Below are 24,811 nucleotides of genomic sequence, written 5' to 3' on the forward strand. Positions count from 1 at the left end.
ATCTGCATGAGCCAGCCCATCTATGAAATTCCGGTCACGCCTCCTGGGGCTGCCGGGGGCAGCTGGAGCCTCGGCGATCCCGAGCGTCGTGGTGCCGAACCGACGGAGCACGATGCCGCGCCGGCCGCTCCTGACTCGGCGGAGTTCGAGTTCGTCGATGTTACGGATGCCGCGCAGCCGGCGACAACGGTCCTCCCGGTGGACACCGGCGCGGTCGAGACGACCGGGCGCCGCGCCCGCGCTAACCGCACCGGCGACAACGAGGTCTCCGACCTTGACCTGCTGAACGCCCTGGCCGAGGTTCTCGACCTGAACGCCTCCGACCTGCACATCACCGTCGGAGCGCCACCGAGCATCCGTGTCGATGGCGGCTTGCGGCCGATTGAGGGCGCGAGCAAGTGGATGGGTGACAAGGTCACCTCTGCGCTCTACAGCATCCTCTCGGCGAAGCAGCGCGCGCAGTTCGAGGAGGAGCTCGAACTCGACTTCGCCTATACGGCCGGCGGCGCGCGCTTTCGCGTGAACTACTACTACCAGCGCAACTCGATCGGCGGGGCCTTCCGCCTGATCCCGCGCGAGATCAAGCCCCTGAAAGAGCTCGGCATCCCCGAAACCGTCGGCCAGTTCGCCAAGCTTCCTCGCGGCCTGGTTCTGGTGACCGGCCCCACCGGTTCGGGCAAGTCCACCACCCTGGCGGCACTGATCGACCTGGTCAACCGCACCCGTGCCGACCACATCGTCACGGTCGAAGACCCGATCGAGTTTCTGCACAAGCATCAGAAGTCGCTGGTCAACCAGCGCGAGGTCGGCCACGACACGAAAAGCTTCGCCTCCGCGCTCAAGCACGTGCTGCGCCAGGACCCCGACGTGATTCTGATCGGCGAGCTGCGCGACCTGGAGACCATCTCCGTGGCCCTGACTGCTGCCGAGACCGGCCACCTCGTCTTCGCCACCCTGCACACGCAGTCGGCGGCCCAGACCATCGACCGCGTGATCGACGTGTTCCCGCCGCATCAGCAGGGTCAGGTGCGCGCGCAGCTGGCCGCCACCCTGCAGGGTGTGGTCTGTCAGACCCTGGTCAAGAAGATCGGCGGCGGCCGGGTGGTCGCCACCGAGGTCCTGGTCACGACCTCCGCGGTCGCAAACCTGATCCGCGAGGGTAAGACCTACCAGGTGGCGTCCGCGATGCAGGCCGGCCGTGCGCTCGGCATGCACACCATGGATCAGCACTTGGCCGAGCTCGTCGACGCGGGTCTGATCACCCGCGCATCCGCTGAGGAGAAGGCGCAGGACCTCGAGGGGCTCAACCAGTTGATCCGCCGCGTGGACCCCACCGAAACCACTGGCCGGGGAATGTCGGCTAGCGGAATCGACTTCGGCGACTCGTACTCATCCAGAGGACACTAAATGGCAACAACTCAGGCTTATGCCTACAAGGCGCGCAACGCCGCTGGTAAAGCTGTAAAGGGGCGACTGGACGCAGCCTCTGAGAGTGCCGCGATGGCACGCCTGAGCACCATGGGGCTGTCACCGATCTCGGTCAGCGAGGCCGCGGACGGAACCGGACTCAGTACGGAGATCCGGATTCCCGGGTTCAGTAAAAGTATCGGACTCAAAGATTTGGCGATCATGAGCCGCCAAATGGCGACGATGACCTCGGCTGGCCTCTCGCTCTTACGAACCCTGAATATTCTCTCCGAGCAGACCGAAAACAAGGAACTTGCCAAGATCTTGGGGAAAATCCGTACCGATGTGGAGACAGGCGTTTCCCTGTCAGAGGCCATGGAGAAGCACTCCATCGTCTTTCCGCCCATCATGATCAACTTGGTCCGGGCAGGTGAGACGGGTGGATTCCTCGAAAAATCGCTCAATTCAGTGGCTGGGAACTTCGAATCCGAGGTGAAGCTGCGCGACACCATCAAGTCAGCCCTGGCCTATCCGACCATTGTGCTCATCATGGCTGTCGTCGCTGTGATCGGCATGCTTACCTTCATCGTTCCGGTCTTCGAGAAGATGTTCGCTGGTTTCGGCGGGCAGCTCCCCGCGCCCACGATGGTATTGGTCGTGCTTTCGAAAGCAATGGTATGGCTGCTACCTGTTCTCATCCTCGTGGCAATTGCGTTCAGTATTTGGTGGAAGAAGAACAAGAACACCGAGCGCGTGCGCAAAGCCGTCGACCCGGTCAAACTCAAACTCCCCGTCTTCGGTCAACTCTTGACGAAGCTCGCAATTGCGCGTTTCAGTCGCAACTTCTCAACGATGATTGGGGCCGGTGTGCCTATCCTCCAGTCGCTGAGCATCGTGGGTGAAACCTCCGGAAATTGGGTCGTCGAGTCTGCCCTGCATAAGGTGCAGGAATCGGTGCGTCAAGGTAAGTCAATCGCGGGACCGCTCAGTCTGGAGCCGGTCTTTCCAGCCATGGTGACCCAGATGATCGCGGTCGGCGAGGACGCCGGCGCCCTGGAACAGATGCTGGGCAAGATCGCCGACTTCTATGACCAGGAAGTCCAAGCGACCGCCGAGCAACTCACTGCGCTGATCGAACCCCTGATGATTGCGTTCATCGGTGTTGTCATCGGCGGGATGATCGTTGCCCTCTACATGCCCATGTTCAGCATCTTCGAATACATCAAGTAGCCCCCCCGCATTGGGGGCATGAAATCGGCCCCCTACCCCTGAACGTGGGATAGTACAACGTTGGCTGGCCCATAAGCTCAAATCAGGCAAACGCAATCGCCTTTCCCAGCACCCATCCAGAAAAGGACTTCCACATGATCCGCAGCATCTCGGAAGCGCTTGCCCACAAGCGTTCAGAACTCGGCCAGAAGGAAAAGGGCTTCACGCTCATTGAGCTTCTCGTCGTCGTCATCATCATCGGCATCCTCGCCGCGATCGCCATTCCGATCTTCCTCGGGCAGCAGGATTCAGCCAAGGACGGCGGCGTGAAGTCCGACCTCGCAACGGCGAAAATCGCCGTCGTGTCCTACTTCACGGACGGGGCGACGACAGTGCCGGCTTTGACCGTCGCCGGACTGGGCAAATATGGACTTGCCATCAGCGACAACACGGCATCCATCGCTTGGAAGGGCACCGGCCCGGCTGCCTCTGGTGTCGCTTTCTGCATCGATGGTGTGAGTAAGAGCACGGGTGCCACGAAGTTCCACATCACGGACAGCAGTGGAGTTAAAACTGGCGTGTGCCCGTAGGCGCTACCGCTAATCCTGTCTTATGCCGAACGGGGGTACCGCAAAACTGCGGTCCCCCGTTTGGTTCATTCCTGTAACCTTCCGCAGCACGACCTGGCAGACCGGAACCCAACCGTGACGATGCTACAGATTTCGCCGGGTGCGAACCCAGACCGCGGCGATCCCGGCTTCGGCTTGATTGAGGTTGTCATCTCGATGTTCCTTCTCTCCCTGTTGACAATTGCATTTCTGCCCCTCCTGATCACGGCAATGAAGACCACGGTTCTGAGCTCGACCATTGCCTCTGCGAGTCAGCTGGTGAGTCAGCAACTCGACGCGATTCGTGCGGTGGCTCCGAACTGCGCCGAAGTAGGTGCGTTCGATGACGGGTCCGTCGCTACCTCGGGTTTGTCCGGAGGTACAGTTTTCCAGCCGCACCGTCTGGTGGGCCCTTGTCCCGGAACCTATCCTGGAGTGGTCAGTGTTAGGGCTTGGGTTACCAAAGCAGGCGACGTCAAGGTGATGGCCGAGGCGACAACTCTGGTCTACGTCAAGTCGGCCACCCCATGAGTGCTGTGCGCGGCCTCCCTCTCAGTGGTGATAAAGGCGTTAGCCTCATCGAATTGATCATCTATTCAATGCTCTCAGTCGTAGTGCTCTTTATTGTTGGAAGCCTCCTAATCAGCTCGCTTTCCGCACAAGGCACTGTGCGGAAATCCTCTCAAGCCAGTAGCACCGGCCAATTGGTCTCAAAGTCCGTCACGCAGGGAATTCGAAACGCAAGTTCCATGCAATTGATCGTCCCCTCCGCAGGCACGCAACTTCTGAAGGCGCGAACCGTCGGCGCGGGTATCGATCCCATCTGGCGCTGTCAGGCTTGGTACTTCGGCAACGGTGAAGTGCGATACACGACTTCAGGAACGACTATCCCCACGCCGACCCCGACTGACGTTGCGACGTGGACGCTCCTGAGTACTGGTATTCAGCCGATCTCTGGAGCGACCGTTTTCACCCTCACGGGCCGACAGCTCGACCTCGCAATGCAAGTGAGAGACGACGGAGGCAACTCCGTGCTCATTAAGACGTCTGCATTGAGTCGTCAACCCGTGCCTGATGCTGGGGAGAGTGTGCCGACATGCTTATGAGTCTTTCGTCTTTCACCTCTCGACCGTCACCGTCCAATGAGCAGGGCAGCACTCTATTGGCTGTCATCGGCGTCATGGCCGTTACAGCGATCATCGCTCTCACGGTAACAGCGGCGACGCTGAACGGACTAGGTGCCACGAGCTCCGCGCGAGCGTCAGTCCAGTCCCGCGCCGCCGCCGAGGCAGGCATCGACGTTACGATGGTCGGCCTTCAGACCTCGACAGGGCCAGAAAGTTGCAGTGCACGCAGCAGTTTGTACAGCTCCGCATCGGGAGCTGTGCCGAAGTACGACACCAAGGTTCAGATCGACACGGGAACTGGCTGGGTCACCGGCTGCCCTACCAGCGCCTCCACAAAGGTGAAAATCATCTCAACCGGATTCGCGCAGGCGAACGGGGTCTCGGGTGCATCTTCGGGTGACGACAGCGTGCTCGAAGCGGTCTACACCTACATTCCTACCCAGGTAACAATTCCCACCATCGGCTCCGCGGTCTACGCCCACACCATCTCGGGTGTGCTCAAGAACTTCACCCTCGACTCCGCCGTCAACACCGTTGCGGCTGACGTTCAGATCAAAAACGGCAACGCGATCTGCACGAATGGAGCCAAGATCGCCGGGAACCTCATTCTCGGTAACGGCTTTGCGTTACTCGACAATTGCACCGTCTCGGGCACGATCCACGTTGCCAAGTACGTCACCTTGGAGGGTGGCGCGAGTCTCGTTCAAGGCGACGTCATCGCCGCAGGTCAGGGAGTCGCCGCAGGGTCAAATGTCATTTCCGTCGCGAATGGTGCCACAGTGAACGGGAGCCTGCTGTCCAGCGGGAACGTGAGCGTAACGAGCAGCCCCGGTTCCACGGTCAAGGGGAATGTCACCGTTGCCGGAAGCGCAACGAGCGTCGCTAGGGTGGCGAACAATTCCAAAGTCAACGGCTTCGTGCAGTCCAGTGGAACAATCTCCAATCTCGGCACCATCGTCGGTGCCAAAACCCAGAATGTCACCGGATTGGTCCCTCCTCCTGTTCCAGCCGTCCCCAACTGGAGCGAGATCCCATACCCAGCACCGTTCTCCTCGACGACTTGGGCTGCACAGGGATTCCAGGAACTCGTCTGGAACGGACCGTGCGTGATCAGCGGCGTTGAGCCCGCGTGGACGGGCTTGTCCGCCCTCACCGTACCAACCGTCGTCAACACGCTGACCAAGTGCGGTGCAGCCGGCATCTCGACCGACTCTAACGTCAAGACTCTCACGCTGCAGACACACGTTGCCCTGGCCGCCCATAGTTTCGCCTTCACCAAACTCAAGGTTCTTTCCAGCGACACGACCGCACGGAAACTGTGGCTCTACGTCCCGGACAGCAACAGTGCGGACGGCCTCCCGACCTGTGTCGCGCCGTCTGGGAACATCACAATGAGCAGTGAGACTGACATCGCGCCAGAGGTATCCGTCATGGCATACACGCCCTGCAAGTTCTACAGCGACCGCGACGGCTGGCGAGGGCAGATCTACGGCGGCGAGGTCGAGTTCGGCCAGCAGGCCAAACTCACCTTCGTTCCCGTCGGCGTGCCCGGAGTCGACCTTTCGGGAAACCCCTACGTTCCTCCGATTCCCGCGCACCTCGGCGAACGGATCAGCCTGCGCGACCGGGAAACGAGTGATTAGCCTGTTCGTCGCGGGCACTGGACTGTTCGGCTCCCTGATCGGTTCGTTCTTGAACGTGGTGATTTTCCGAGTTCCTGCGGGGCGGTCGATTGTGTCACCTCCGAGTGCCTGCGGTGGCTGTGGGAGGCGCATTCGCCCCTGGGATAACGTTCCCGTACTCTCGTGGCTGGTATTGGGCGGACAATGCCGGGATTGCAAGGTGCGCATCTCGGCGCGTTATCCGCTTGTTGAGCTCGGAACGGCGGTCTTCTTCGCCTGCGTGGCCGTGTGGGTGCTGTCGGGGGTCTCGACAGGCTCGACCACCGGGTTCGGCTCGACCACCGGGCTAGCGATGGCAGGGGTGCTTGCCACCCTGGTGGCGTTCCTGTATCTGGCGGCCGTGAGCGTTTCGCTCGTCATGATCGACCTTGACACCCAGACTCTGCCCAACCGCATCGTGCTACCGGCATATCCGGTCGCCGGCATCCTGCTGGGTACGGCGGCGTTACTTGCCGGTGAGCCAGAACGAATCCTCGGCGCTCTGGTCGGTGCTGCGGTGCTTTTCGGCGTCTACCTGCTGCTGGCCTTGGCATACCCGGCCGGCATGGGACTCGGCGATGTGAAACTCGCCGGCGTACTCGGCCTGTACCTGGGTTGGCTCGGCTGGGGAGAACTCGCGGTGGGCGGCTTCGCCGCCTTCCTGCTTGGTGGTGTCTTCGCGCTTATTCTCCTGATCGCACGCAAAGCGAACCGCAAGAGCGGCATCCCCTTCGGCCCCTGGATGTTGTCGGGCGCCTGGCTCGGAATCTTCTACGGTGAACAGATAGCCAACGGTTATCTCTCGCTCTTTGGTTTGGCATCATGACTCGATCCTCGAAGGAGACGCAATGACGGCGAACGTCGTAGGAATCGATATCGGCACGGCCGGTCTGAGGGCCGTCGAGGTGAGCGATGCTGGCAGCAGCAAGCCCACTCTGGTGCGCTACCACGAGGTGGGACTGCCCGAGGGGGCGGTCAACAGGGGCGAGGTCGTCGAACCCAATACGGTGGCAGCGGCGATCAAGAGCCTGTGGTCGTCCGGTGGCTTCAAGAGCAAGAACGTCGTGCTCGGCATGGGAAACCATCGAGTGCTCGCCCGCGACCTGACCGTCCCTAAAATGTCGATCAAACGCATCCGCGAATCGCTGCCCTTCCAGGTGCAGGACATGCTTTCGGTGCCGGTGGCGGACGCTCTGCTCGACTTTTACCCGATCTCCGAGACCGAGGGTGAGAATGGTCCGGAAATCAATGGATTGCTGATCGCCGCAATCAAGGAAGCGGTTCAGAGCAACGTGAAGGCCGTGCAGCTGGCTGGGTTGAACCCGGTTGAAGTCGACCTCATCCCGTTCGCCTTGAGTCGAGTCATCTATCGCGGGGCCAAATCCGAAGATGCCGTGGTGCAGATCGACGTCGGCGTCGCGACGACGACGGTAGTCGTGACACGGGCGGGCGTCCCGCAGTTCGTGCGCCTCATACCGGCCGGTGGAGGCGACCTGACACAGGCGCTCGTCCTTCGCCTGGGAATCACGGCGGAGGAGGCAGAAGCGTTGAAGCGAACGCAGGGCCTGCACTCCGCGTCGGTGACTGACAACCAGATGGCCGACACAATCATTTCCGAGGTGACAACAGAGTTGCTCACGAGCCTGCGCAACACCGTCAACTACTTCGTCAACACCAGGCAGAACCTGCCGGTGACCCGCATCGTGCTGACCGGTGGCGGTGCCCAGCTGAATGGATTTGCCAAGGCATTGGGCGAAATGACACGGATGCCGGTCTTCTCGGCCGACCCGAGCGCGGCGGTTGCACTGGGCAAAGGTGTCACCGCGCAAGCCCTGCAACAGTCGCGCGGTGCATTTTCTGTCGCGCTGGGTCTCGCGTTGGGGAGCCAGGCATGAGCCGCCGTTCATCCGTCACCGACGAGCTGGTGCTGGGAGCAGAGCCGCGCGTAGACCTTCTTCCTCCCGAAGTGGCCGCAGGACGACGAGGCAAAGCCCTGCGGCGAAACCTCGGTGCCTCCGTCGTTCTTGTGGTCCTCCTTGCTTTGGCGGGCGTGGCCGGCTCTTCATGGCTCGTGATGCAAAGTCAGGACAATCTGGTTGCAGCGCAGGACCGCACAATCGAACTCCTGGCCGAGCAGTCGAAGTACGTCGAGGCGCGCAACGTTCAGAACGAGGTCGACCTGGCGATCTCAGCACGCCGGCTGGGCGCATCCACCGAGATCGACTGGAAGGAGTACCTCGAAAGCGTGCGGACCATTCTGCCCACGGACGTGACCATCGACGCCGTAACGGTGAACTCTGCATCGCCGCTGTCGCTATATGACCAGGCGACTGTGCCGTTGCAGGGCGCCCGAGTGGCAACACTCATACTCGACCTCACCAGCACGAATCTGCCCGAAGCCCCTGCGTGGCTCACAGGGCTGAAGGACCTGCCCGGCTATGAAGATGGAACTCCGGGCACGATCACACAGACCGATCTGGGTACCTACCAAGTGAATCTGGTCCTGCACATCAACGAGGAAGCGTTCTCACAACGCTTCGCCGACGCTGAGGAGAAGTAACCGTGGATCGGAACCGACTCTGGGTGCTCGGCGTAATAGCACTAATGGGGGTCACCATCCTCCTCGGCTGGATGGTGGGCATTTCCCCGAATTTGAAGACGGCGAGTGCTGCGAACGCAGATCGCCTCCTCGTCGAACAACAGAATGCGGACGCTGACGAGCGTCTCTCGGCGCTCAAGAAGCAATTTGAGGGCATTGGCGCACTCAAGAATGACCTGGCGTCTGTTCGGAAGGCCGTCCCCGATGGGGCAGAGATCCCAGCCTTCCTGAGCCAGCTCGATGCCTTGAGTAGCCAAAACGAGGTCAGGCTGACGGCTTTCTCCGTCGGCGATGCCGAGCGGTATGCACCCGAGGCGCCGGTTGCTCCTGTGGCCACCGAAGCTCCCGTTGCAGAGGAAGAAGCGGCAACCGTCAGTGAGGACACGGCTGCAGCTGCGGCTGCTCCGGCCGCTGCCGCCGCAGCTCCTACCCTCCCGGTGGCCCCTGCAGGCATCACAGGGGAAAACTTCGTGGCTGTGCCGATCACGGTCTCCATCGAGGGCAACTACTCCAAGCTTCTGGATTACCTCGACGGTCTCCAGAAGGGCGACCGCCTCGCACTGGTGACGTCAATTGAGACGACGACCGTATCGCCGGACATCTCGACCGCCAAAATTTCTGCTTTTGTCTACGTCTTGCTCAATCCGGCTTCCGTCGCAGCAACCCCCGCAGGCTAGCTCGACTTGACTCGACACAGCGCCCCGTCCGGTCGAGCCTCCCTCAGCTGGGGGGCACACATTGCTAAAGTTATGGCTGATCGTCACGGCCAACCACAAGGAGCGCACCATGAGCGACACATCGTCCCCTGAGGGCAACCGCAATCGCAACCACGACAACGAGCCTGAACCGGTCGACTACGCCGGCCATGAAGAGCGCACGGATGCCCCCGACTACACCGGCACCGGCTCCCACTCCGCTCCGGCCGAGTCCGGCGACGCGACCGATGCTGCCGCTGAGACACCGGCGCACTACCCGGCCACCCCCGTCGGCGAGCCGATCTCCTATGACACCTCCGCGACCTCCCGCGAGCCCGCGACGCCTACCTACGTGCCCGCCGCCTCCGTGAACATCGCCCCGGTGAACACCACCGCCGAGACCCGGCGCATCGAGCCCGGCGAGAACCCGGCTGCGACCCCATCAGAGGCCCCGCCCGCCGAGGCCTATGCCACTACGAACAGCACGGCGCAGCCCCCCGTCTACATCCAGGCGCCGACCGCTCCCCGCTACAAGAGCAACCGCGGTCCCGGCGCGTTGATCGCCCTGCTCTCCACCGTCATCTTCGCCGCCCTCTACGCCGTGGTCGCCTTCGTGCTGTCCGGCATCGGCAGCTTGTCCATTGCGGACACGGCCTCGAAGTTCACCGACTTCATCGTGCTGCCCATCTTCTACGTGCCGGTCATCTTCTTCTTCGTCGCGTTCGCCCTGCTGGTGCTGATCGTGAACCGCGGCGGCTGGTGGGCCTACGTGCTCTTCGGCTTCCTGGTGGCCGTGGTCGTCTACTTCTCCTACATCGGTGCGGCGCTGCTGAGCGTGCAGGCCTGGAACTTCACGCCCGACCAGGCAGCGCGCTTCATCAGCCAGCAGTGGCTGAACCCGGGGGCCATCGCCGCTGCGGTCGTCGCCCGCGAGGTGCCGATCTGGGCCGGCGCCTGGATCGCCCGCAACGGCCGTGCCGTCACCGAACGCAACGCTGCAGCGAAGGCCGAATACGACCGCGTCCTCGCCGCCGGACCGCAGGGCATCCGCAGCAACTAGTCGGTCGACGCCCGGCGCTCAGCGTGCCGGGCCCCAGCAGGTACGCCATCAAGGAGGATCGATGCGAAATTACCAGAAGTACGCGACGGTCGTCGCCGTCTTCGCGGCAGTGCTCCTTGCCGCGCTCCTCGTCGCCGCCTTCGGAATGATCAGCCTGCTGACCGACACGGATGTCATCAGTGACCCCAACGCCGGACCTCTCGTCGGCCCGATCATGACCGCCGCCGCCGTGGTGCTGGTGTTCACCCTGATGCTGCTGCTCGGGCTGCGCACCAGACCGGAGAACCAGCGGATCGCCGTCGGGTACTCCCTCGGCACCGGGGTCGCCGCGCTTGTCGTCTTCGTTCTGGTGGGCGGGGTGCTCTACGCGCTCGGCACCGGGGTGCCGGCCGACACCGCCGGGCTCCCGGGCGATAGCGTCGGGTTCGCAGCCTCCGTGCTGCTGGGCCCGTTCGCGGTGACCACCGGCATCCTCTCCTTCATCGTCACCCTGCTCTACTCGCTGGTCCTCGCCTCACGGATGCCCGAACGCGGCCCCCCGAAATGGCCGTGGGAGCACGGCGAAGACTGAAACACCGCCGGCCTGAAAGTCGCTGACTGCGGTGCACTCCGATCGGGTACCCTTGTCTTTCATGGGCGGTTCCATCGAGTTGCGGGTCAGCCAGCAGGTTGACGACTGGCTCAACTGGCTGCCGCGCTGGCGCCCGGGCACGCATCGTGGCCGTTCACGCCTGTGCCGCACCTGCTTCGGGTCGCCGGTCATCGCCGCCGCCGGCCTCGCCACGGATGTCCCGCACGCCGTGCAGCACGCCCTCGCCATGCGCCTGAAGCACCTGATCGACGCCGAGGTCGACGAGTTCACCGAGACGCACCTCCCCCTGCTGCTCCGGGAGATCCGCCTGAACGAGGAGCGCAAGCAGGCCGCGTTGACCTACCGCCCCGCTGAGGGTCTGGACCCGGCCTACACCGGCCTCGACCTCGACCCGCCGGCCATGCCCGACGCCCCCTACCTCTTCACCTTCGCCGAACTCGCCCGGCCCGAGGCATCCGTGGCCCTGCCCGTTGACCCGCCTCCCTTGACCGTCGAGGAGAAGGCGGCCATCCGCGCCGAGGTCACACGCGCCGACGAACACGCGGCACTGGTCGGCGGTCGGGTCTGCGCCGAACTGTCCCGGCACCGTGAACGGATGCGCAGCGCCGTCACCGAATTCGCCGAACCCTGGGTGCTCGCTCTCCTCGCCGACCTCGACACCGCGCTCGATTCCCCGCTCTGGCCGCGCGGCCCGTGAACAACACCTGAACGAACCCCCGGGGCCGCGTGATCCATTTGACCCAGCGGTCACCCCCGGGATATCCTTTCGAGGTGTGCGCTTTGACGTGCGCTTGAGTCATGCCACCGCGATCTTGTCGTGCCGCACCTTAGGCGCCTTGATGTGGCACTCACACAGGGTGTGCTCTCCGAGCAGCCCCCACGGCATACCCACTACGGCCCGCGAAACTCATTCCGCGTGTTTCGGTGGGTCCAGATGAACTCGATCGGGCCGGAAACGGAACGATTCGAATGCTAACCATCAATGAGCTGTCACCGTGCAGCACAAACAAGGAGTAATTAGTGCCCACCATTCAGCAGTTGGTACGAAAGGGCCGCAGCCCCAAGGTCACCAAGACCAAGGCGCCCGCCCTGAAGTCCAACCCCCAGCAGCGCGGCGTGTGCACCCGTGTTTACACGACCACGCCGAAGAAGCCGAACTCGGCCCTCCGCAAGGTCGCCCGCGTCAAGCTGTCGAACGGTACCGAGGTCACCGCCTACATTCCCGGCGAGGGTCACAACCTGCAGGAGCACTCGATGGTGCTCGTCCGCGGTGGTCGTGTGAAGGACCTCCCCGGTGTTCGATACAAGATCGTTCGCGGCGCACTGGACACCCAGGCCGTCAAGAACCGCAAGCAGGCTCGTAGCCGCTACGGCGCCAAGATGGAGAAGAAGTAATGCCTCGTAAAGGCCCAGCGCCCAAGCGTCCCGTTATCGCTGACCCGGTATACGGCGCCCCCATCGTCTCCCAGCTCGTCAACAAGATCCTCCTCGACGGCAAAAAGGGCCTCGCCGAGCGCATCGTTTACGATGCACTCGAAGGCGTCGTTGCCAAGAACGGTGCGGATGCCGTCGTCACCTTGAAGAAGGCACTCGACAACGTGCGCCCGACCCTTGAGGTGCGTTCGCGCCGCGTCGGTGGTTCCACCTACCAGGTGCCCGTCGAAGTCAAGCCGCACCGCGCCAACACCCTGGCTCTGCGATGGTTGACCAGCTACGCCAAGGCTCGTCGCGAGAAGACGATGACCGAGCGTCTCACCAACGAAATCCTCGACGCATCCAACGGCCTCGGCGCCGCTGTGAAGCGCCGCGAGGACACGCACAAGATGGCCGAGGCGAACAAGGCCTTCGCTCACTACCGCTGGTAGTCGCGCTCCGGAATCCGGGCTTGTCGAGAGCAGATCTCGATGGGCCCGGCGACCGGATGCTCTGTTTCGCCCCAAGATCCACAAGCAAACTTCCGGAGGACCCCCGTGGCACTTGACGTGCTCACCGACCTGAGTAAGGTCCGCAACATCGGCATCATGGCTCACATTGATGCTGGCAAGACCACCGTCACTGAGCGCATCCTGTACTACACGGGTGTCAATCACAAGATCGGCGAGACGCACGACGGCGCCTCGACCATGGACTGGATGGCGCAGGAGCAGGAACGTGGCATCACCATCACGTCTGCCGCGACGACCTGTTTCTGGGCCTCAAACCAGATCAACATCATCGACACCCCCGGCCACGTCGACTTCACCGTTGAGGTGGAGCGTTCGCTCCGCGTCCTCGACGGCGCCGTCGCAGTGTTCGACGGCAAGGAGGGCGTTGAGCCCCAGTCGGAGACCGTCTGGCGCCAGGCCGACAAGTACGACGTGCCCCGCATTTGCTTCGTCAACAAGATGGACAAGCTCGGCGCCGACTTCTTCTACACGGTCGACACCATTGTCAAGCGCCTCGGCGCGAAGCCGCTCGTCATCCAGCTTCCCATCGGCGCCGAGAACACCTTCGAGGGTGTTGTCGACCTCGTCGAAATGCGTGCACTGACTTGGCGCGGCGACTCCAAGGGTGACGTCGAGATGGGCTCCAAGTACGCCATCGAAGAGATCCCGGCCGACCTTGCCGAGCAGGCCGCGGAATACCGCAAGCTGCTCCTTGAAACCGTCGCCGAGACCGACGACGACCTCATGGAGAAGTACTTCTCCGGCGAAGAGCTCACCGTCTCCGAGATCAAGCACGCGATTCGGGGGCTCACGGTCTCCAGCGAGATCTATCCGGTCCTCTGCGGTTCCGCGTTCAAGAACCGCGGCGTTCAGCCGATGCTTGACGCAGTCGTCGACTACCTCCCCACCCCGCTCGACGTGCCGGCCATCGAGGCCCACGACGCGCGCGACGAGGAAAAGGTCATCATGCGTCACCCCGACGCGACGGAGCCGTTCACGGCCCTCGCGTTCAAGGTCGCCGTTCACCCGTTCTTCGGTCGTCTGACCTACGTTCGCGTGTACTCCGGTCACCTTGACTCCGGCGCCCAGGTCGTCAACTCGACCAAGGGCAAGAAGGAGCGCATCGGCAAGATCTTCCAGATGCACGCCAACAAGGAGAACCCGGTGGCCTTCGTGACCGCCGGTCACATCTACGCGGTCATCGGCCTCAAGGACACCACCACAGGCGACACCCTGTGCGACCCGAACGCGCAGGTCGTGCTCGAGTCGATGACGTTCCCTGACCCGGTCATCGAGGTTGCGATCGAGCCGAAGACGAAGCAGGACCAGGAGAAGCTGGGTCTTGCGATCCAGAAATTGGCCGAAGAAGACCCGACCTTCCGCACCGAGCAGAACCAGGAAACTGGTCAGACGGTCATCAAGGGAATGGGTGAACTTCACCTGGACATCCTGGTCGACCGGATGCGACGTGAATTCAACGTCGAAGCCAACGTCGGCAAGCCTCAGGTCGCCTACCGCGAGACCATCCGCAGGGCGGTCGAGCGTCACGACTACACGCACAAGAAGCAGACCGGTGGATCCGGGCAGTTCGCGAAGATTCAGATCGCGATCGAGCCGCTCGAGATCACTGCCGAGAAGAGCTACGAGTTCGTCAACAAGGTCACGGGTGGCCGCATCCCCCGGGAGTACATCCCCTCGGTGGACGCAGGAATCCAGGATGCGCTGCACGTTGGCGTCCTGGCCGGTTATCCGATGGTGGGCGTCAAGGCAAGCCTGCTTGACGGCGCCGCGCACGATGTCGACTCCTCGGAGATGGCGTTCAAGATTGCCGGTTCGATGGGCTTCAAGGAAGCCGTTCGTAAGGCTGACCCTGTTCTGCTCGAGCCGCTGATGGCCGTCGAGGTTCGTACGCCCGAGGAGTACATGGGCGACGTCATCGGCGACCTCAACTCGCGTCGTGGACAGATCCAGACCATGGAGGACGCTCAGGGCGTGAAGGTAATTCGCGCCAACGTGCCGCTGTCGGAGATGTTCGGATATATCGGTGACCTGAGGTCGAAGACCTCGGGCCGCGCGGTGTACTCGATGACCTTCGAGAGTTACGCGGAGGTCCCCCGGGCCGTGGCCGAAGAGATCATCCAGAAGAACAAGGGCGAATAGCCTGAGGCTTCCGGTCTCTCCGGGCCTTCGGGCCCAAATCGCTTCGGCCTCCCGGCCCGAGTAGCATAAGTACACAAATCCAGCAGTTTCACCGGCCGCAAACCAGCGGTCGATGGAGCCATGAGTCCTGAGGAGGACCCACAGTGGCCAAGGCCAAGTTCGAGCGGACCAAGCCGCACGTAAACATCGGAACGATCGGTCACGTTGACCACGGAAAGACCACGCTGACTGCAGCGATCTCCAAGGTCCTTGCCGACACGTACCCGTCCAAGACGAACGTTCAGCGCGACTTTGCGTCGATCGACTCTGCTCCGGAAGAACGCCAGCGCGGTATCACGATCAACATCTCGCACGTTGAGTACGAGACCGAAAAGCGTCACTATGCGCACGTAGACGCACCGGGCCACGCTGACTACATCAAGAACATGATCACCGGTGCTGCTCAGATGGACGGGGCGATCCTTGTGGTTGCCGCTACTGACGGCCCGATGGCTCAGACCCGTGAGCACGTCCTGCTCGCGAAGCAGGTCGGCGTGCCGTCCCTGCTCGTGGCACTGAACAAGTCCGACATGGTTGACGACGAAGAGATCCTCGAGCTCGTTGAGCTCGAGGTTCGCGAACTCCTCTCCGCCCAGGGCTTCGACGGCGACAACGCTCCCGTCGTGCGCGTTTCCGCACTCAAGGCGCTTGAAGGCGACGAGAAGTGGGTCGGCAACATCCTTGAGCTCATGAAGGCTGTCGACGACTACTTCCCGGAGCCCGTCCGCGACAAGGACAAGCCCTTCCTGATGCCGATCGAGGACGTCTTCACGATCACCGGTCGTGGAACCGTCGTCACCGGCCGCGCCGAGCGTGGAACCCTCAAGATCAACTCCGAGGTCGAGGTTGTCGGCATCCGCCCGACCATCAAGACCACGGTCACGGGTATCGAGATGTTCCACAAGCAGCTCGACGAGGCATGGGCCGGCGAGAACTGTGGCCTTCTTCTTCGTGGCACCAAGCGCGAAGACGTCGAGCGCGGCCAGGTTGTCGTCAAGCCGGGTTCGGTCACGCCGCACACCGACTTCGAGGGCACCGCGTACATCCTGTCCAAGGATGAGGGTGGGCGTCACAACCCGTTCTACGCGAACTACCGCCCGCAGTTCTACTTCCGCACCACGGACGTCACCGGCGTCATCACGCTGCCTGAGGGCACCGAGATGGTCATGCCCGGCGACACCACCGACATGAACGTCGCGCTGATCCAGCCCATCGCCATGGAAGAGGGCCTCGGCTTCGCCATTCGTGAAGGTGGCCGCACCGTCGGCGCCGGAACGGTGACCAAGATCGTCAAGTAGTTCCCTTCAGAAAATGGGGTCGGTCCTTCGGGGCCGGCCCTTTTTTCGTGCCCGACTTGCGGGGCCAGTTGATCCCGAATCGCCCAGGAACTAGCCTTGACATGGACCTCAACAGCCCCAGATCGGAGCACCCGTGAATTTCAACGACATCAGCCGCAAAGCGCAGGAGTTCCTCAAAACAGAGAAGGGCGAGAAGATCGCCGACAAGATCCTCGACGGGGGCGCCGCCGCCGCGAACAAGGTCACCGGCAACAAGCACGCCGACAAGATCAAGGATGCCCGAGCGGCGGCGGACAAACACCTCGGTCGCGGGGACGGTCCGACCGACCGCGACGCTCGAGGCACTGGCCCCGACGGCAGGTAACCGCTGGTCGAGCTCACTTCGGTGACCGAGCGCACCGTGGCGCGGGTCGTGCGCCGCTTCGCGCGTGGCATGCCACCTGCGAACGGGTCCGCGGCTGTCCTGTGGGGACTCCCCACTCTCGCCGGCTGGCCGCCCGAGGTCCACTCCCTCACCGAACGCACCCGCGGCGGACGCTCGACGCCGGGTATCCGCAAGCATGCATTGGGACTCGACACGCGGGATATCGCCGTGGTGAACGGACTCCTGGTCACCAGCGTCGAACGCACGGTCGTCGACCTCGCCGCCACTCTGGATCTGAAGTCCGCGGTCGCCATGGCCGACCGCTCCATTGCGGTGGATCGCAGGGGGCGCATTCTGCCTCTGACCACCAGAGCCAGGCTGCTTGAGACCTGGGAAGGGTTGCTTCCCTTCCGCGGGTCCGTGCGGGCGCGGGCCGTGATCGACTTCTCTTCGACGCTGTCCGGTTCCCCCAACGAGTCCGGAAGCCGCGTCAACGTGGCGCTGAACGGATTTCCGGAGCCGGTGCTGCAGCATCCGTTCGTCGTCGAAGGCAAGACCGTCTTCACGGACTTCTACTGGATCGACGAGAACTCGGTGGGGGAGGCCGGCGGCAAGGGCAAATACTTCGACCCCGTGTTGCGAGGCGATCGCACCACCGCCGAGGTGTTCTACGACGAGAAACGCCGTGAGGATGGCGTGCGGCACCAGGTGCACGCGTTCACCCGGTGGGACTTCCCGGTCGGGATGAGTCAGAGTCGGCTGCGCACTCGGCTGCTGCAGTTGGGGCTGCCGTTCGGGCGCCCGCGAATCCAGTTTCGGTGAGGTGCCGGTGGTGCGCGGGTGTTGCGCCGCTGCGCTGGTGGCGTGCCCCGCGCGGAGCGGCGCAGCACTCGCGCGAGGCGTGAATGGCGGCGGCGACGCGCCCGGGGCGAGAGCCGACCGAGCCGCGGAACGACGCGGATGTGGCGACACGCCGCCCGCGACACGCCCGGGTTGCACAATGACCCAACCCTGTGGCAGACTCTTCTAGTTCAACACTTTCGACTGCCGCGCTGCACGCGGTGTCGGGATCACTGCCAGGCAGTGCATAGCTTGTGCCGTTCGCCGTAAAAGGCGCCAGGTGCACAGTTAGGCCGCGGGTAGCAGAACATAGCTCAAACCAACAGCCGGGACAGCTGGGTAAATCCATGCCTTCCCCCACGCGCGAGTGTGGAGAAGCGGGTTGGCTCGGCATGACCGCTCCGCGGCCTTGCCGAAATTGACAGATGAACAGTGGTGCGACAGCAGCAGTGCTACTACGGCGTCCAATGCAGCCCCTCGGGATGTACGAAGCCTTGACAAGAAAGCGAGTTCGACATGGCGGGACAGAAAATCCGCATTCGACTTAAGTCGTATGACCACGAGGTCATCGACATCTCGGCGCGCAAGATCGTCGACACAGTGACCCGCGCGGGTGCGACTGTCGTCGGCCCCGTGCCGCTTCCGACCGAGAAGAACGTGGTGTGTGTCATCCGTTCCCCTCACAAGTACAAGGACAGCCGGGAGCACTTTGAAATGCGCACCCACAAGCGTCTGATCGACATCATTGACCCGACCCCGAAGGCTGTCGACTCGCTCATGCGTCTCGACCTGCCGGCCGACGTCAACATCGAGATCAAGCTCTAGGGCCCGCGATGTCTTACTCAGATACCAAGACCACCAAGGGTCTCCTCGGCAAGAAGCTCGGCATGACGCAGGTGTGGGATGAGAACAACAAGCTCGTTCCCGTCACCGTCATCGAAATCTCGCCCAACGTTGTCACCCAGATCCGCAGCAAAGACATCGACGGTTACGCCGGCGTCCAGATCGCTGCCGGGGCCATCGATCCGCGCAAGGTCAACAAGCCTTCCGCCGGACACTTCGAAAAGGCAGGCGTCACGCCTCGCCGCCACCTCACCGAGCTCCGCACTGCGGATGCCGCTGACTACGCCCTGGGCCAGGAACTCACCGTTGACGGTGTGTTCGCTGCCGGTACCAAGGTCGACGTCATGGGCACCAGCAAGGGCAAGGGTTTCGCCGGTGTTATGAAGCGTCACAACTTCAAGGGTGTTTCCTCCTCTCACGGTTCGCACCGCAACCACCGCAAGCCCGGTTCCATCGGTGCTTCCTCGACCCCGAGCCGTGTCTTCAAGGGCATGCGCATGGCCGGTCGTATGGGTGGCGAGCGCGTCACCGTGCTGAACCTCAAGGTTCACGCCGTGGATGCCGAGAAGGGCCTCCTGCTGGTCAAGGGTGCCGTTCCCGGCGCCAAGGGCCGCCTCGTATTCGTCCGCAATGCAGTGAAGGGAGCCTAGTCGTATGACTACCTCACTCGATCTCATCGACGCCAAGGGTAAGAAGGCCGGCTCCGTTGAGTTGCCCGCCGAAATCTTTGACGTTCAGACCAACATCCCGTTGATCCACCAGGTCGTCGTCGCGCAGCTCGCTGCCGCACGTCAGGGAACTCACAAGACCAAGCGTCGTGGCGAGGTTTCCGGTTCCGGCCGCAAGCCGTTCAAGCAGAAGGGAACCGGTCGCGCTCGTCAGGGCTCGATCCGCGCCCCTCAGATGACCGGTGGTGGAATCGTTCACGGACCGACCCCGCGTAACTACGAACAGCGCACCCCCAAGAAGATGATCGCGGCAGCACTGCGCGGATCCCTTTCTGACCGCGCCCGTGGCGACCGCCTGCACGTCGTGACCGCACTCTTCAGCGCCGAGACGCCCAGCACCAAGGGCGCCATCGAGCTGCTCAGCCAGATCGCCAGCAGCAAGCACGTGCTGGTCGTCCTGGAGCGCACCGACGAACTGACGCTGCGCAGCATCCGCAACCTGCCGACGGTGCACGTTCTGCCGTGGGACCAGCTGAATGCCTATGACGTTCTCGTCAGCGACGACATCGTCTTCACCAAGGGCGCGTTCGACGCGTTCGTGGCGAGCAAGACCAAGAAGGAAGAGGTGTCCGCATAATGGCTACCCCGATCAACAAGGATCCCCGCGACGTCATCATCGCTCCGGTCGTCTCTGAGAAGAGCTATGGCCTGATCGACGAAGGCAAGTACACCTTCATCGTGGACCCGCGCTCGAACAAGACCGAAATCAAGCTCGCGATCGAAAAGATCTTCAAGGTGGAGGTCGCTTCGATCAACACCATGAACCGCATCGGCAAGACGCGTCGCACGAAGTTCGGTCAGGGCAAGCGCAAGGACACCAAGCGTGCCATCGTCACGCTCAAGTCCGGTTCCATTGACATCTTCACGGCCGTCGGCTAAGCGGCGCGGACTAGAGGAATAAGAAATGGCTATTCGTAAGTTCAAGCCCACGACTCCCGGTCGTCGCGGTTCATCTGTTGCAGACTTCGCAGAGATCACCCGCTCCACGCCGGAGAAGTCCCTGCTTCGCCCCCTGTCCAAGACCGGTGGCCGTAACAACCAGGGTCGCATCACCACCCGTCACATCGGTGGTGGACACAAGCGCCAGTACCGTCTGATCGACTTCCGTCGTAACGACAAGGACGGCGTCAACGCCAAGGTTGCTCACATCGAGTACGACCCCAACCGCACGGCGCGCATCGCGCTCCTGCACTTCATGGACGGCTCCAAGCGCTACATCATCGCCCCGAACAAGCTGAACCAGGGCGACATCGTAGAGTCGGGCGCCGGCGCTGACATCAAGCCCGGCAACAACCTGCCGCTGAAGAACATCCCGACCGGTACCATCATCCACGCGGTCGAACTGCGTCCGGGCGGTGGCGCCAAGATGGCCCGCTCCGCCGGATCATCCGTTCGCCTCGTTGCGAAGGATGGCATCTACGCCCAGCTGCGCCTGCCGTCCGGAGAAATCCGCAACGTCGACGCCCGCTGCCGCGCCACGATCGGCGAGGTCGGCAACGCCGAGCAGTCGAACATCAACTGGGGTAAGGCCGGCCGGATGCGCTGGAAAGGCGTTCGCCCGACCGTTCGTGGTGTCGCCATGAACCCGGTCGACCACCCGCACGGTGGTGGTGAGGGTAAGACGTCCGGTGGACGTCACCCCGTCAGCCCTTGGGGCCAGAAAGAAGGGCGTACCCGCCACCCGAACAAGGAAAGCGACAAGCTCATCGTTCGTCGCCGTACCGTCGGCAAGAAGCGTAAGTAGGAGTAGACGATGCCACGCAGTCTCAAGAAAGGCCCGTTCGTTGACGACCACCTGCTTCGCAAGGTTGTCAAGGCGAACGAAGCCAGCAGCAAGAACGTAATCAAGACCTGGTCGCGCCGTTCGATGATCATCCCCGGCATGCTCGGGCACACCATCGCCGTGCACGACGGACGCAAGCACATCCCGGTGTTCGTCACCGAGAGCATGGTCGGGCATAAGCTCGGCGAGTTTGCGCCCACCCGCACCTTCCGTGGACACGTGAAGGACGACAAGAAGGGCCGTCGCCGCTAACGCGGGGACGTGAAGGAGGATAAGAAATGGTGGAGTCGATCGCACGCGTGCGTCACATCCGCGTTACCCCCCAGAAGGCTCGTCGCGTTGTCAACCTGATCCGCGGCAAGCAGGCCTTCGAGGCCCTGGGAATTCTGAAGTTTGCGCCGCAGGGCGCGAGCGACCCGGTGTACAAGCTGGTTGCCTCGGCAATCGCCAACGCGCGAGTCAAGGCTGATGCAGCCAACACCTTCCTCGACGAGCAGGACCTGTTCGTCAGCCAGGCGTTCGTTGACGAGGGTACGACCCTCAAGCGTTTCCAGGCCCGTGCACAGGGTCGCGCATTCCAGATCAAGAAGCGCACGAGCCACATCACGGTTGTGCTCGCCACTCCTGAGGAGGGTACGAAGTAATGGGTCAGAAAGTAAACCCCTATGGCTTCCGTCTGGGAATCACGACCGACCACGTGTCGCGTTGGTTCTCTGACAGCACGAAGCCGGGCCAGCGTTACAGCGACTTCGTCGCTGAAGACGTCAAGATCCGCCGCCTGTTGAGCACCAGTCTCGACCGCGCCGGCGTGTCCCGCATCGAGATCGAGCGCACTCGTGACCGCGTTCGCGTCGACATCCACACCGCCCGTCCGGGCATTGTGATCGGTCGCCGCGGCGCGGAGGCTGAGCGCATTCGCTCCGACCTCGAGAAGCTCACCGCCAAGCAGATCCAGCTGAACATCCTCGAGGTGAAGAACCCCGAGGTCGACGCTCAGCTGGTCGCTCAGGGCATCGCCGAGCAGCTCTCCGCTCGCGTGGCATTCCGCCGCGCGATGCGTAAGGGCCTGCAGGGTGCCCAGCGCGCCGGAGCCAAGGGTGTTCGCATCCAGGTCTCCGGTCGCCTGGGTGGCGCCGAAATGAGCCGTTCGGAGTTCTACCGCGAAGGCCGTGTGCCCCTGCACACTCTGCGCGCGAACATCGACTACGGGTTCTACGAAGCCAAGACCACCTTCGGCCGCATCGGCGTGAAGGTCTGGATCTACAAGGGCGACATCACCAACAAGGAACTCGCTCGCGAGCAGGCCAACGCTAAGTCGACCCGCCCCGAGCGTCGTGACGACCGACCGCGTCGTGCGCCCCGCGCAGAGGCAGCGGCACCGGTTGCAGCAGGAGTTGAGGCATAACCATGTTGATTCCACGCAGAGTCAAGCACCGCAAGCAGCACCACCCGGGCCGTACCGGCCACGCAACCGGTGGTACCGAGCTGTCGTTCGGTGAGTACGGCATCCAGGCCCTCACGCCCGCCTATGTGACCAACCGTCAGATCGAGTCCGCTCGTATCGCGATCACCCGTCACATGAAGCGCGGCGGCAAGGTCTGGATCAACATCTACCCGGACCGCCCGCTCACCAAGAAGCCGGCCGAAACCCGCATGGGTTCCGGTAAGGGTTCCGTCGAGTGGTGGGTTGCCAACGTCAAGCCCGGTCGCGTGCTTTTCGAACTCAGCGGTGTCACTGACATCGTCGCAAAGGAAGCGCTGACCCGCGCTATCCATAAACTGCCCTTGAAGGCACGCATCATCAAGCGCGAGGAGGGCGACGCATAATGGCGATCGGATCCAAGGAGCTCGCCTCAGTCGAGCTCGACACTTTTGAAAACGAGCGGTTGTTCGATGAGCTGAAGAAAGCGAAGGAAGAACTCTTCAACCTTCGCTTCCAGTCGGCCACCGGCCAGCTCGAGAGCCACGGCCGCCTCCGCGCGGTCAAGCGCGACATCGCTCGCATCTACACGGTTCTCCGTGAGCGCGAGTTGGGCATTCGTCCGACTCCCGCACCAGTCGAGGCTCCGGCCAAGGCTGAGAAGAAGACCAAGAAGGCCAAGCCTGCAGTGGAGTCCGTTGACGACTCCGCTGCGGCCGACGCCGCCCAGACGAAGGAGGCCTAGTCATGGCGAAGACTGACGAAAAGGTCGTCGCTGCCGAGGCTGAGGCTCTCGTTCGCGGCTACCGCAAGACGCTGCGTGGTTACGTGACCAGCGACAAGATGGACAAGACCATCGTTGTCGAGGTCGAAGACCGCGTGAAGCACCCCCTGTACGGCAAGGTCATCCGCCGTACGTCCAAGCTGAAGGCTCACGACGAGGCGAACATCGCCGGCGTCGGCGACCTGGTCCTGATCAGTGAGACCCGTCCGCTCAGCGCTTCCAAGCGCTGGCGCCTGGTCGAGATCCTCGAGAAGGCCAAGTAAGCCTCGCGCTTACTTGATAGAAGGGTATAAAAAGTGCTTCAGCAAGAATCACGACTCAAGGTTGCCGACAACACGGGTGCCAAGGAGCTGTTGACCATTCGCGTGCTCGGCGGCTCCGGCCGTCGCTACGCAGGCCTCGGCGACACCATCGTCGCCACGGTCAAGGACGCGATCCCGGGCGGCAACGTCAAGAAGGGCGACGTCGTCAAGGCCGTCGTCGTTCGCGTCAAAAAGCAGACCCGTCGTTCAGACGGTTCGTACATCAAGTTCGATGAGAACGCCGCAGTGATTTTGAAGAACGAAGGTGACCCCCGCGGCACCCGAATCTTCGGACCGGTCGGTCGCGAGCTTCGCGACAAGAAGTTCATGAAGATCATCTCGCTGGCACCGGAGGTTATCTAAATCATGGCCAGACTCAAAAAGGGTGACCTCGTAGAGGTCATCACCGGCCGCACCCAGGCCCGCGGCGGAGACCGTGGCAAGCAGGGCAAGGTCATTGCCATCCTGGTGGAGAAGAACAGGGTCCTCGTTGAGGGCATCAACTTCGTCACCAAGCACGTTCGCGTGGGCCAGACCCAGCGCGGCACCAAGACCGGCGGCATCGAGACCATGGAGGCGCCGATTCACGTGTCCAACGTGGCCCTCGTCGACCCGGAGACCAAGAAGCCGACTCGCGTCGGATTCCGCCTCGAAGAAGTAACGAAGGACGGCGTCACCAAGACGGTCCGCATCCGTTACGCCAAGAAGTCAGGGAAGGACCTCTGATGACCGACACTTCAGTTGCAGCAGCAGAAGCGCCCGTTGAGGCCGCCCTGCCGCGTCTCAAGCAGAAGTACCGCGATGAGATCATGGCCCAGCTCAGCAAGGACCTCGGCTTCACCAACGTTCACCAGATTCCGAACCTGGTCAAGATCGTTGTGAACATGGGTGTCGGCGAGGCAGCACGCGACGGCAAGATCATGGATGGCGCCGTCTCCGACCTCACCAAGATCACCGGTCAGAAGCCGCAGGTCACCAAGGCCCGTAAGTCGATCGCGCAGTTCAAACTGCGTGAAGGACAGCCCATCGGCACGCACGTCACACTTCGTGGCGACCGCATGTGGGAGTTCCTCGACCGGCTCCTGAGCCTGGCGCTTCCGCGCCTCCGCGACTTCCGTGGTCTGAGCGACAAGCAGTTCGATGGCAGCGGTAACTACACCTTCGGTCTCACCGAGCAGGTCATGTTCCACGAGATCGACCAGGACCGGATCGACCGTATCCGCGGTATGGATATCACGGTTGTGACGACGGCCAAGAACAACGAAGAAGGCCGCGCGCTGCTCAAGGCGCTGGGCTTCCCGTTCAAGACGGCCGAAAACACCAAGTAAAGTAGCTCTTTGGCTCTTGTAGTACAAATCCGGGGCTGG

32 protein-coding genes are annotated in these 24,811 nt (G+C 62.7%); all 32 read left to right on the forward strand.

Going from position 1 to position 24,811, the window contains the following annotated elements; translation table 11 throughout:
- Positions 1–6: 6 nt before the first annotated feature.
- The 32 genes from E3N86_RS09875 (at position 7) to rplE (ending at position 24,772) form a co-directional block, all read left to right on the forward strand.
- Positions 7–1,407, forward strand: coding sequence for a type IV pilus twitching motility protein PilT (locus tag E3N86_RS09875; protein ID WP_134511878.1), 1,401 nt, complete (start codon positions 7–9; stop codon positions 1,405–1,407).
- A complete protein-coding gene (locus E3N86_RS09880) occupies positions 1,408–2,637 on the forward strand; it encodes a type II secretion system F family protein (protein WP_134511879.1) in 1,230 nt (409 codons plus the stop codon).
- 134 nt (positions 2,638–2,771) lie between these two features.
- Positions 2,772–3,206 carry a type II secretion system protein gene (locus tag E3N86_RS09885; RefSeq protein ID WP_134511880.1) on the forward strand — a complete coding sequence of 145 codons (435 nt, stop codon included), beginning with the start codon at positions 2,772–2,774 and terminating at the stop codon, positions 3,204–3,206.
- A gap of 120 nt (positions 3,207–3,326) precedes the next feature.
- Complete coding sequence (locus E3N86_RS09890) at positions 3,327–3,755, forward strand: prepilin-type N-terminal cleavage/methylation domain-containing protein (protein ID WP_241986018.1); 429 nt, start codon at positions 3,327–3,329, stop codon at positions 3,753–3,755.
- An 853-nt stretch (positions 3,756–4,608) separates the two neighbouring features.
- On the forward strand, positions 4,609–5,994 hold the full coding sequence (locus E3N86_RS09895) for a hypothetical protein (RefSeq protein ID WP_134511882.1): 1,386 nt from the start codon (positions 4,609–4,611) through the stop codon (positions 5,992–5,994).
- A complete protein-coding gene (locus tag E3N86_RS09900) occupies positions 5,987–6,838 on the forward strand; it encodes an A24 family peptidase (RefSeq protein WP_134511883.1) in 852 nt (283 codons plus the stop codon). The genes E3N86_RS09895 and E3N86_RS09900 overlap by 8 nt, the downstream gene beginning before the upstream one ends.
- A gap of 22 nt (positions 6,839–6,860) precedes the next feature.
- Positions 6,861–7,907, forward strand: a complete 1,047-nt coding sequence (pilM, locus tag E3N86_RS09905; protein WP_134511884.1) for a type IV pilus assembly protein PilM — start codon at positions 6,861–6,863, stop codon at positions 7,905–7,907.
- The gene (locus tag E3N86_RS09910; RefSeq protein ID WP_134511885.1) at positions 7,904–8,572 is read left to right on the forward strand and encodes a hypothetical protein; all 669 of its coding nucleotides are present in this window, start codon (positions 7,904–7,906) and stop codon (positions 8,570–8,572) included. Before pilM ends, E3N86_RS09910 begins: the two co-directional genes overlap by 4 nt.
- A gap of 44 nt (positions 8,573–8,616) precedes the next feature.
- The gene (locus E3N86_RS09915) at positions 8,617–9,288 is read left to right on the forward strand and encodes a hypothetical protein (RefSeq protein WP_134373310.1); all 672 of its coding nucleotides are present in this window, start codon (positions 8,617–8,619) and stop codon (positions 9,286–9,288) included.
- Positions 9,289–9,397: 109 nt separating this feature from the next.
- Positions 9,398–10,366: a hypothetical protein gene (locus E3N86_RS09920; RefSeq protein ID WP_134511886.1), complete on the forward strand. Its 969-nt coding sequence runs from the start codon at positions 9,398–9,400 to the stop codon at positions 10,364–10,366.
- 61 nt (positions 10,367–10,427) lie between these two features.
- Complete coding sequence (locus E3N86_RS09925; protein ID WP_134511887.1) at positions 10,428–10,937, forward strand: DUF6121 family protein; 510 nt, start codon at positions 10,428–10,430, stop codon at positions 10,935–10,937.
- Between the two features lie 61 nt (positions 10,938–10,998).
- Positions 10,999–11,655, forward strand: a complete 657-nt coding sequence (locus E3N86_RS09930) for a spermidine/putrescine ABC transporter substrate-binding protein (RefSeq protein ID WP_134511888.1) — start codon at positions 10,999–11,001, stop codon at positions 11,653–11,655.
- A gap of 323 nt (positions 11,656–11,978) precedes the next feature.
- On the forward strand, positions 11,979–12,353 hold the full coding sequence (gene rpsL / locus E3N86_RS09935; protein ID WP_055811472.1) for a 30S ribosomal protein S12: 375 nt from the start codon (positions 11,979–11,981) through the stop codon (positions 12,351–12,353).
- Entirely contained in the window at positions 12,353–12,823 is a 471-nt protein-coding gene (rpsG, locus tag E3N86_RS09940) for a 30S ribosomal protein S7 (protein ID WP_066597688.1), read from the forward strand. The genes rpsL and rpsG overlap by 1 nt, the downstream gene beginning before the upstream one ends.
- A 105-nt stretch (positions 12,824–12,928) precedes the next feature.
- Positions 12,929–15,043, forward strand: coding sequence for an elongation factor G (gene fusA / locus E3N86_RS09945; RefSeq protein WP_104100974.1), 2,115 nt, complete (start codon positions 12,929–12,931; stop codon positions 15,041–15,043).
- A gap of 143 nt (positions 15,044–15,186) precedes the next feature.
- Positions 15,187–16,380 (forward strand): elongation factor Tu, encoded by a 1,194-nt coding sequence (tuf, locus tag E3N86_RS09950; RefSeq protein ID WP_104100973.1) that lies wholly within the window; start codon positions 15,187–15,189, stop codon positions 16,378–16,380.
- A gap of 133 nt (positions 16,381–16,513) precedes the next feature.
- The gene (locus tag E3N86_RS09955) at positions 16,514–16,744 is read left to right on the forward strand and encodes an Rv0909 family putative TA system antitoxin (protein ID WP_134511889.1); all 231 of its coding nucleotides are present in this window, start codon (positions 16,514–16,516) and stop codon (positions 16,742–16,744) included.
- A 21-nt stretch (positions 16,745–16,765) separates the two neighbouring features.
- Positions 16,766–17,566, forward strand: coding sequence for a hypothetical protein (locus E3N86_RS09960; RefSeq protein WP_134511890.1), 801 nt, complete (start codon positions 16,766–16,768; stop codon positions 17,564–17,566).
- 534 nt (positions 17,567–18,100) lie between these two features.
- Complete coding sequence (rpsJ, locus tag E3N86_RS09965) at positions 18,101–18,409, forward strand: 30S ribosomal protein S10 (RefSeq protein WP_035834607.1); 309 nt, start codon at positions 18,101–18,103, stop codon at positions 18,407–18,409.
- Between the two features lie 8 nt (positions 18,410–18,417).
- Positions 18,418–19,077: a 50S ribosomal protein L3 gene (gene rplC / locus E3N86_RS09970; RefSeq protein WP_134373318.1), complete on the forward strand. Its 660-nt coding sequence runs from the start codon at positions 18,418–18,420 to the stop codon at positions 19,075–19,077.
- A gap of 4 nt (positions 19,078–19,081) precedes the next feature.
- Entirely contained in the window at positions 19,082–19,732 is a 651-nt protein-coding gene (gene rplD, locus E3N86_RS09975) for a 50S ribosomal protein L4 (protein ID WP_134373320.1), read from the forward strand.
- On the forward strand, positions 19,732–20,034 hold the full coding sequence (gene rplW / locus E3N86_RS09980; RefSeq protein WP_104100968.1) for a 50S ribosomal protein L23: 303 nt from the start codon (positions 19,732–19,734) through the stop codon (positions 20,032–20,034). The genes rplD and rplW overlap by 1 nt, the downstream gene beginning before the upstream one ends.
- 25 nt (positions 20,035–20,059) lie before the next feature.
- Positions 20,060–20,899, forward strand: coding sequence for a 50S ribosomal protein L2 (gene rplB / locus E3N86_RS09985; RefSeq protein WP_104100967.1), 840 nt, complete (start codon positions 20,060–20,062; stop codon positions 20,897–20,899).
- 9 nt (positions 20,900–20,908) lie between these two features.
- Complete coding sequence (rpsS, locus tag E3N86_RS09990; protein ID WP_104100966.1) at positions 20,909–21,190, forward strand: 30S ribosomal protein S19; 282 nt, start codon at positions 20,909–20,911, stop codon at positions 21,188–21,190.
- A gap of 26 nt (positions 21,191–21,216) precedes the next feature.
- Positions 21,217–21,582 carry a 50S ribosomal protein L22 gene (gene rplV, locus E3N86_RS09995; protein WP_104100965.1) on the forward strand — a complete coding sequence of 122 codons (366 nt, stop codon included), beginning with the start codon at positions 21,217–21,219 and terminating at the stop codon, positions 21,580–21,582.
- The gene (gene rpsC / locus E3N86_RS10000; RefSeq protein ID WP_104100964.1) at positions 21,582–22,343 is read left to right on the forward strand and encodes a 30S ribosomal protein S3; all 762 of its coding nucleotides are present in this window, start codon (positions 21,582–21,584) and stop codon (positions 22,341–22,343) included. The genes rplV and rpsC overlap by 1 nt, the downstream gene beginning before the upstream one ends.
- A gap of 2 nt (positions 22,344–22,345) precedes the next feature.
- On the forward strand, positions 22,346–22,765 hold the full coding sequence (gene rplP / locus E3N86_RS10005; RefSeq protein WP_104100963.1) for a 50S ribosomal protein L16: 420 nt from the start codon (positions 22,346–22,348) through the stop codon (positions 22,763–22,765).
- The gene (gene rpmC, locus E3N86_RS17720) at positions 22,765–23,103 is read left to right on the forward strand and encodes a 50S ribosomal protein L29 (protein ID WP_134342141.1); all 339 of its coding nucleotides are present in this window, start codon (positions 22,765–22,767) and stop codon (positions 23,101–23,103) included. The genes rplP and rpmC overlap by 1 nt, the downstream gene beginning before the upstream one ends.
- A 2-nt stretch (positions 23,104–23,105) precedes the next feature.
- On the forward strand, positions 23,106–23,405 hold the full coding sequence (gene rpsQ, locus E3N86_RS10015) for a 30S ribosomal protein S17 (protein WP_104100961.1): 300 nt from the start codon (positions 23,106–23,108) through the stop codon (positions 23,403–23,405).
- Between the two features lie 33 nt (positions 23,406–23,438).
- Complete coding sequence (gene rplN, locus E3N86_RS10020; protein WP_104100960.1) at positions 23,439–23,807, forward strand: 50S ribosomal protein L14; 369 nt, start codon at positions 23,439–23,441, stop codon at positions 23,805–23,807.
- Between the two features lie 3 nt (positions 23,808–23,810).
- Complete coding sequence (rplX, locus tag E3N86_RS10025) at positions 23,811–24,170, forward strand: 50S ribosomal protein L24 (RefSeq protein ID WP_104171759.1); 360 nt, start codon at positions 23,811–23,813, stop codon at positions 24,168–24,170.
- Positions 24,170–24,772, forward strand: a complete 603-nt coding sequence (gene rplE, locus E3N86_RS10030) for a 50S ribosomal protein L5 (protein WP_134511891.1) — start codon at positions 24,170–24,172, stop codon at positions 24,770–24,772. The genes rplX and rplE overlap by 1 nt, the downstream gene beginning before the upstream one ends.
- The last annotated feature ends 39 nt before the right edge of the window (positions 24,773–24,811 follow it).

Origin of the sequence: Cryobacterium sp. Hz7 (assembly GCF_004402815.1) — a bacterium.
Classification (GTDB): Bacteria; Actinomycetota; Actinomycetes; order Actinomycetales; family Microbacteriaceae; genus Cryobacterium; species Cryobacterium sandaracinum.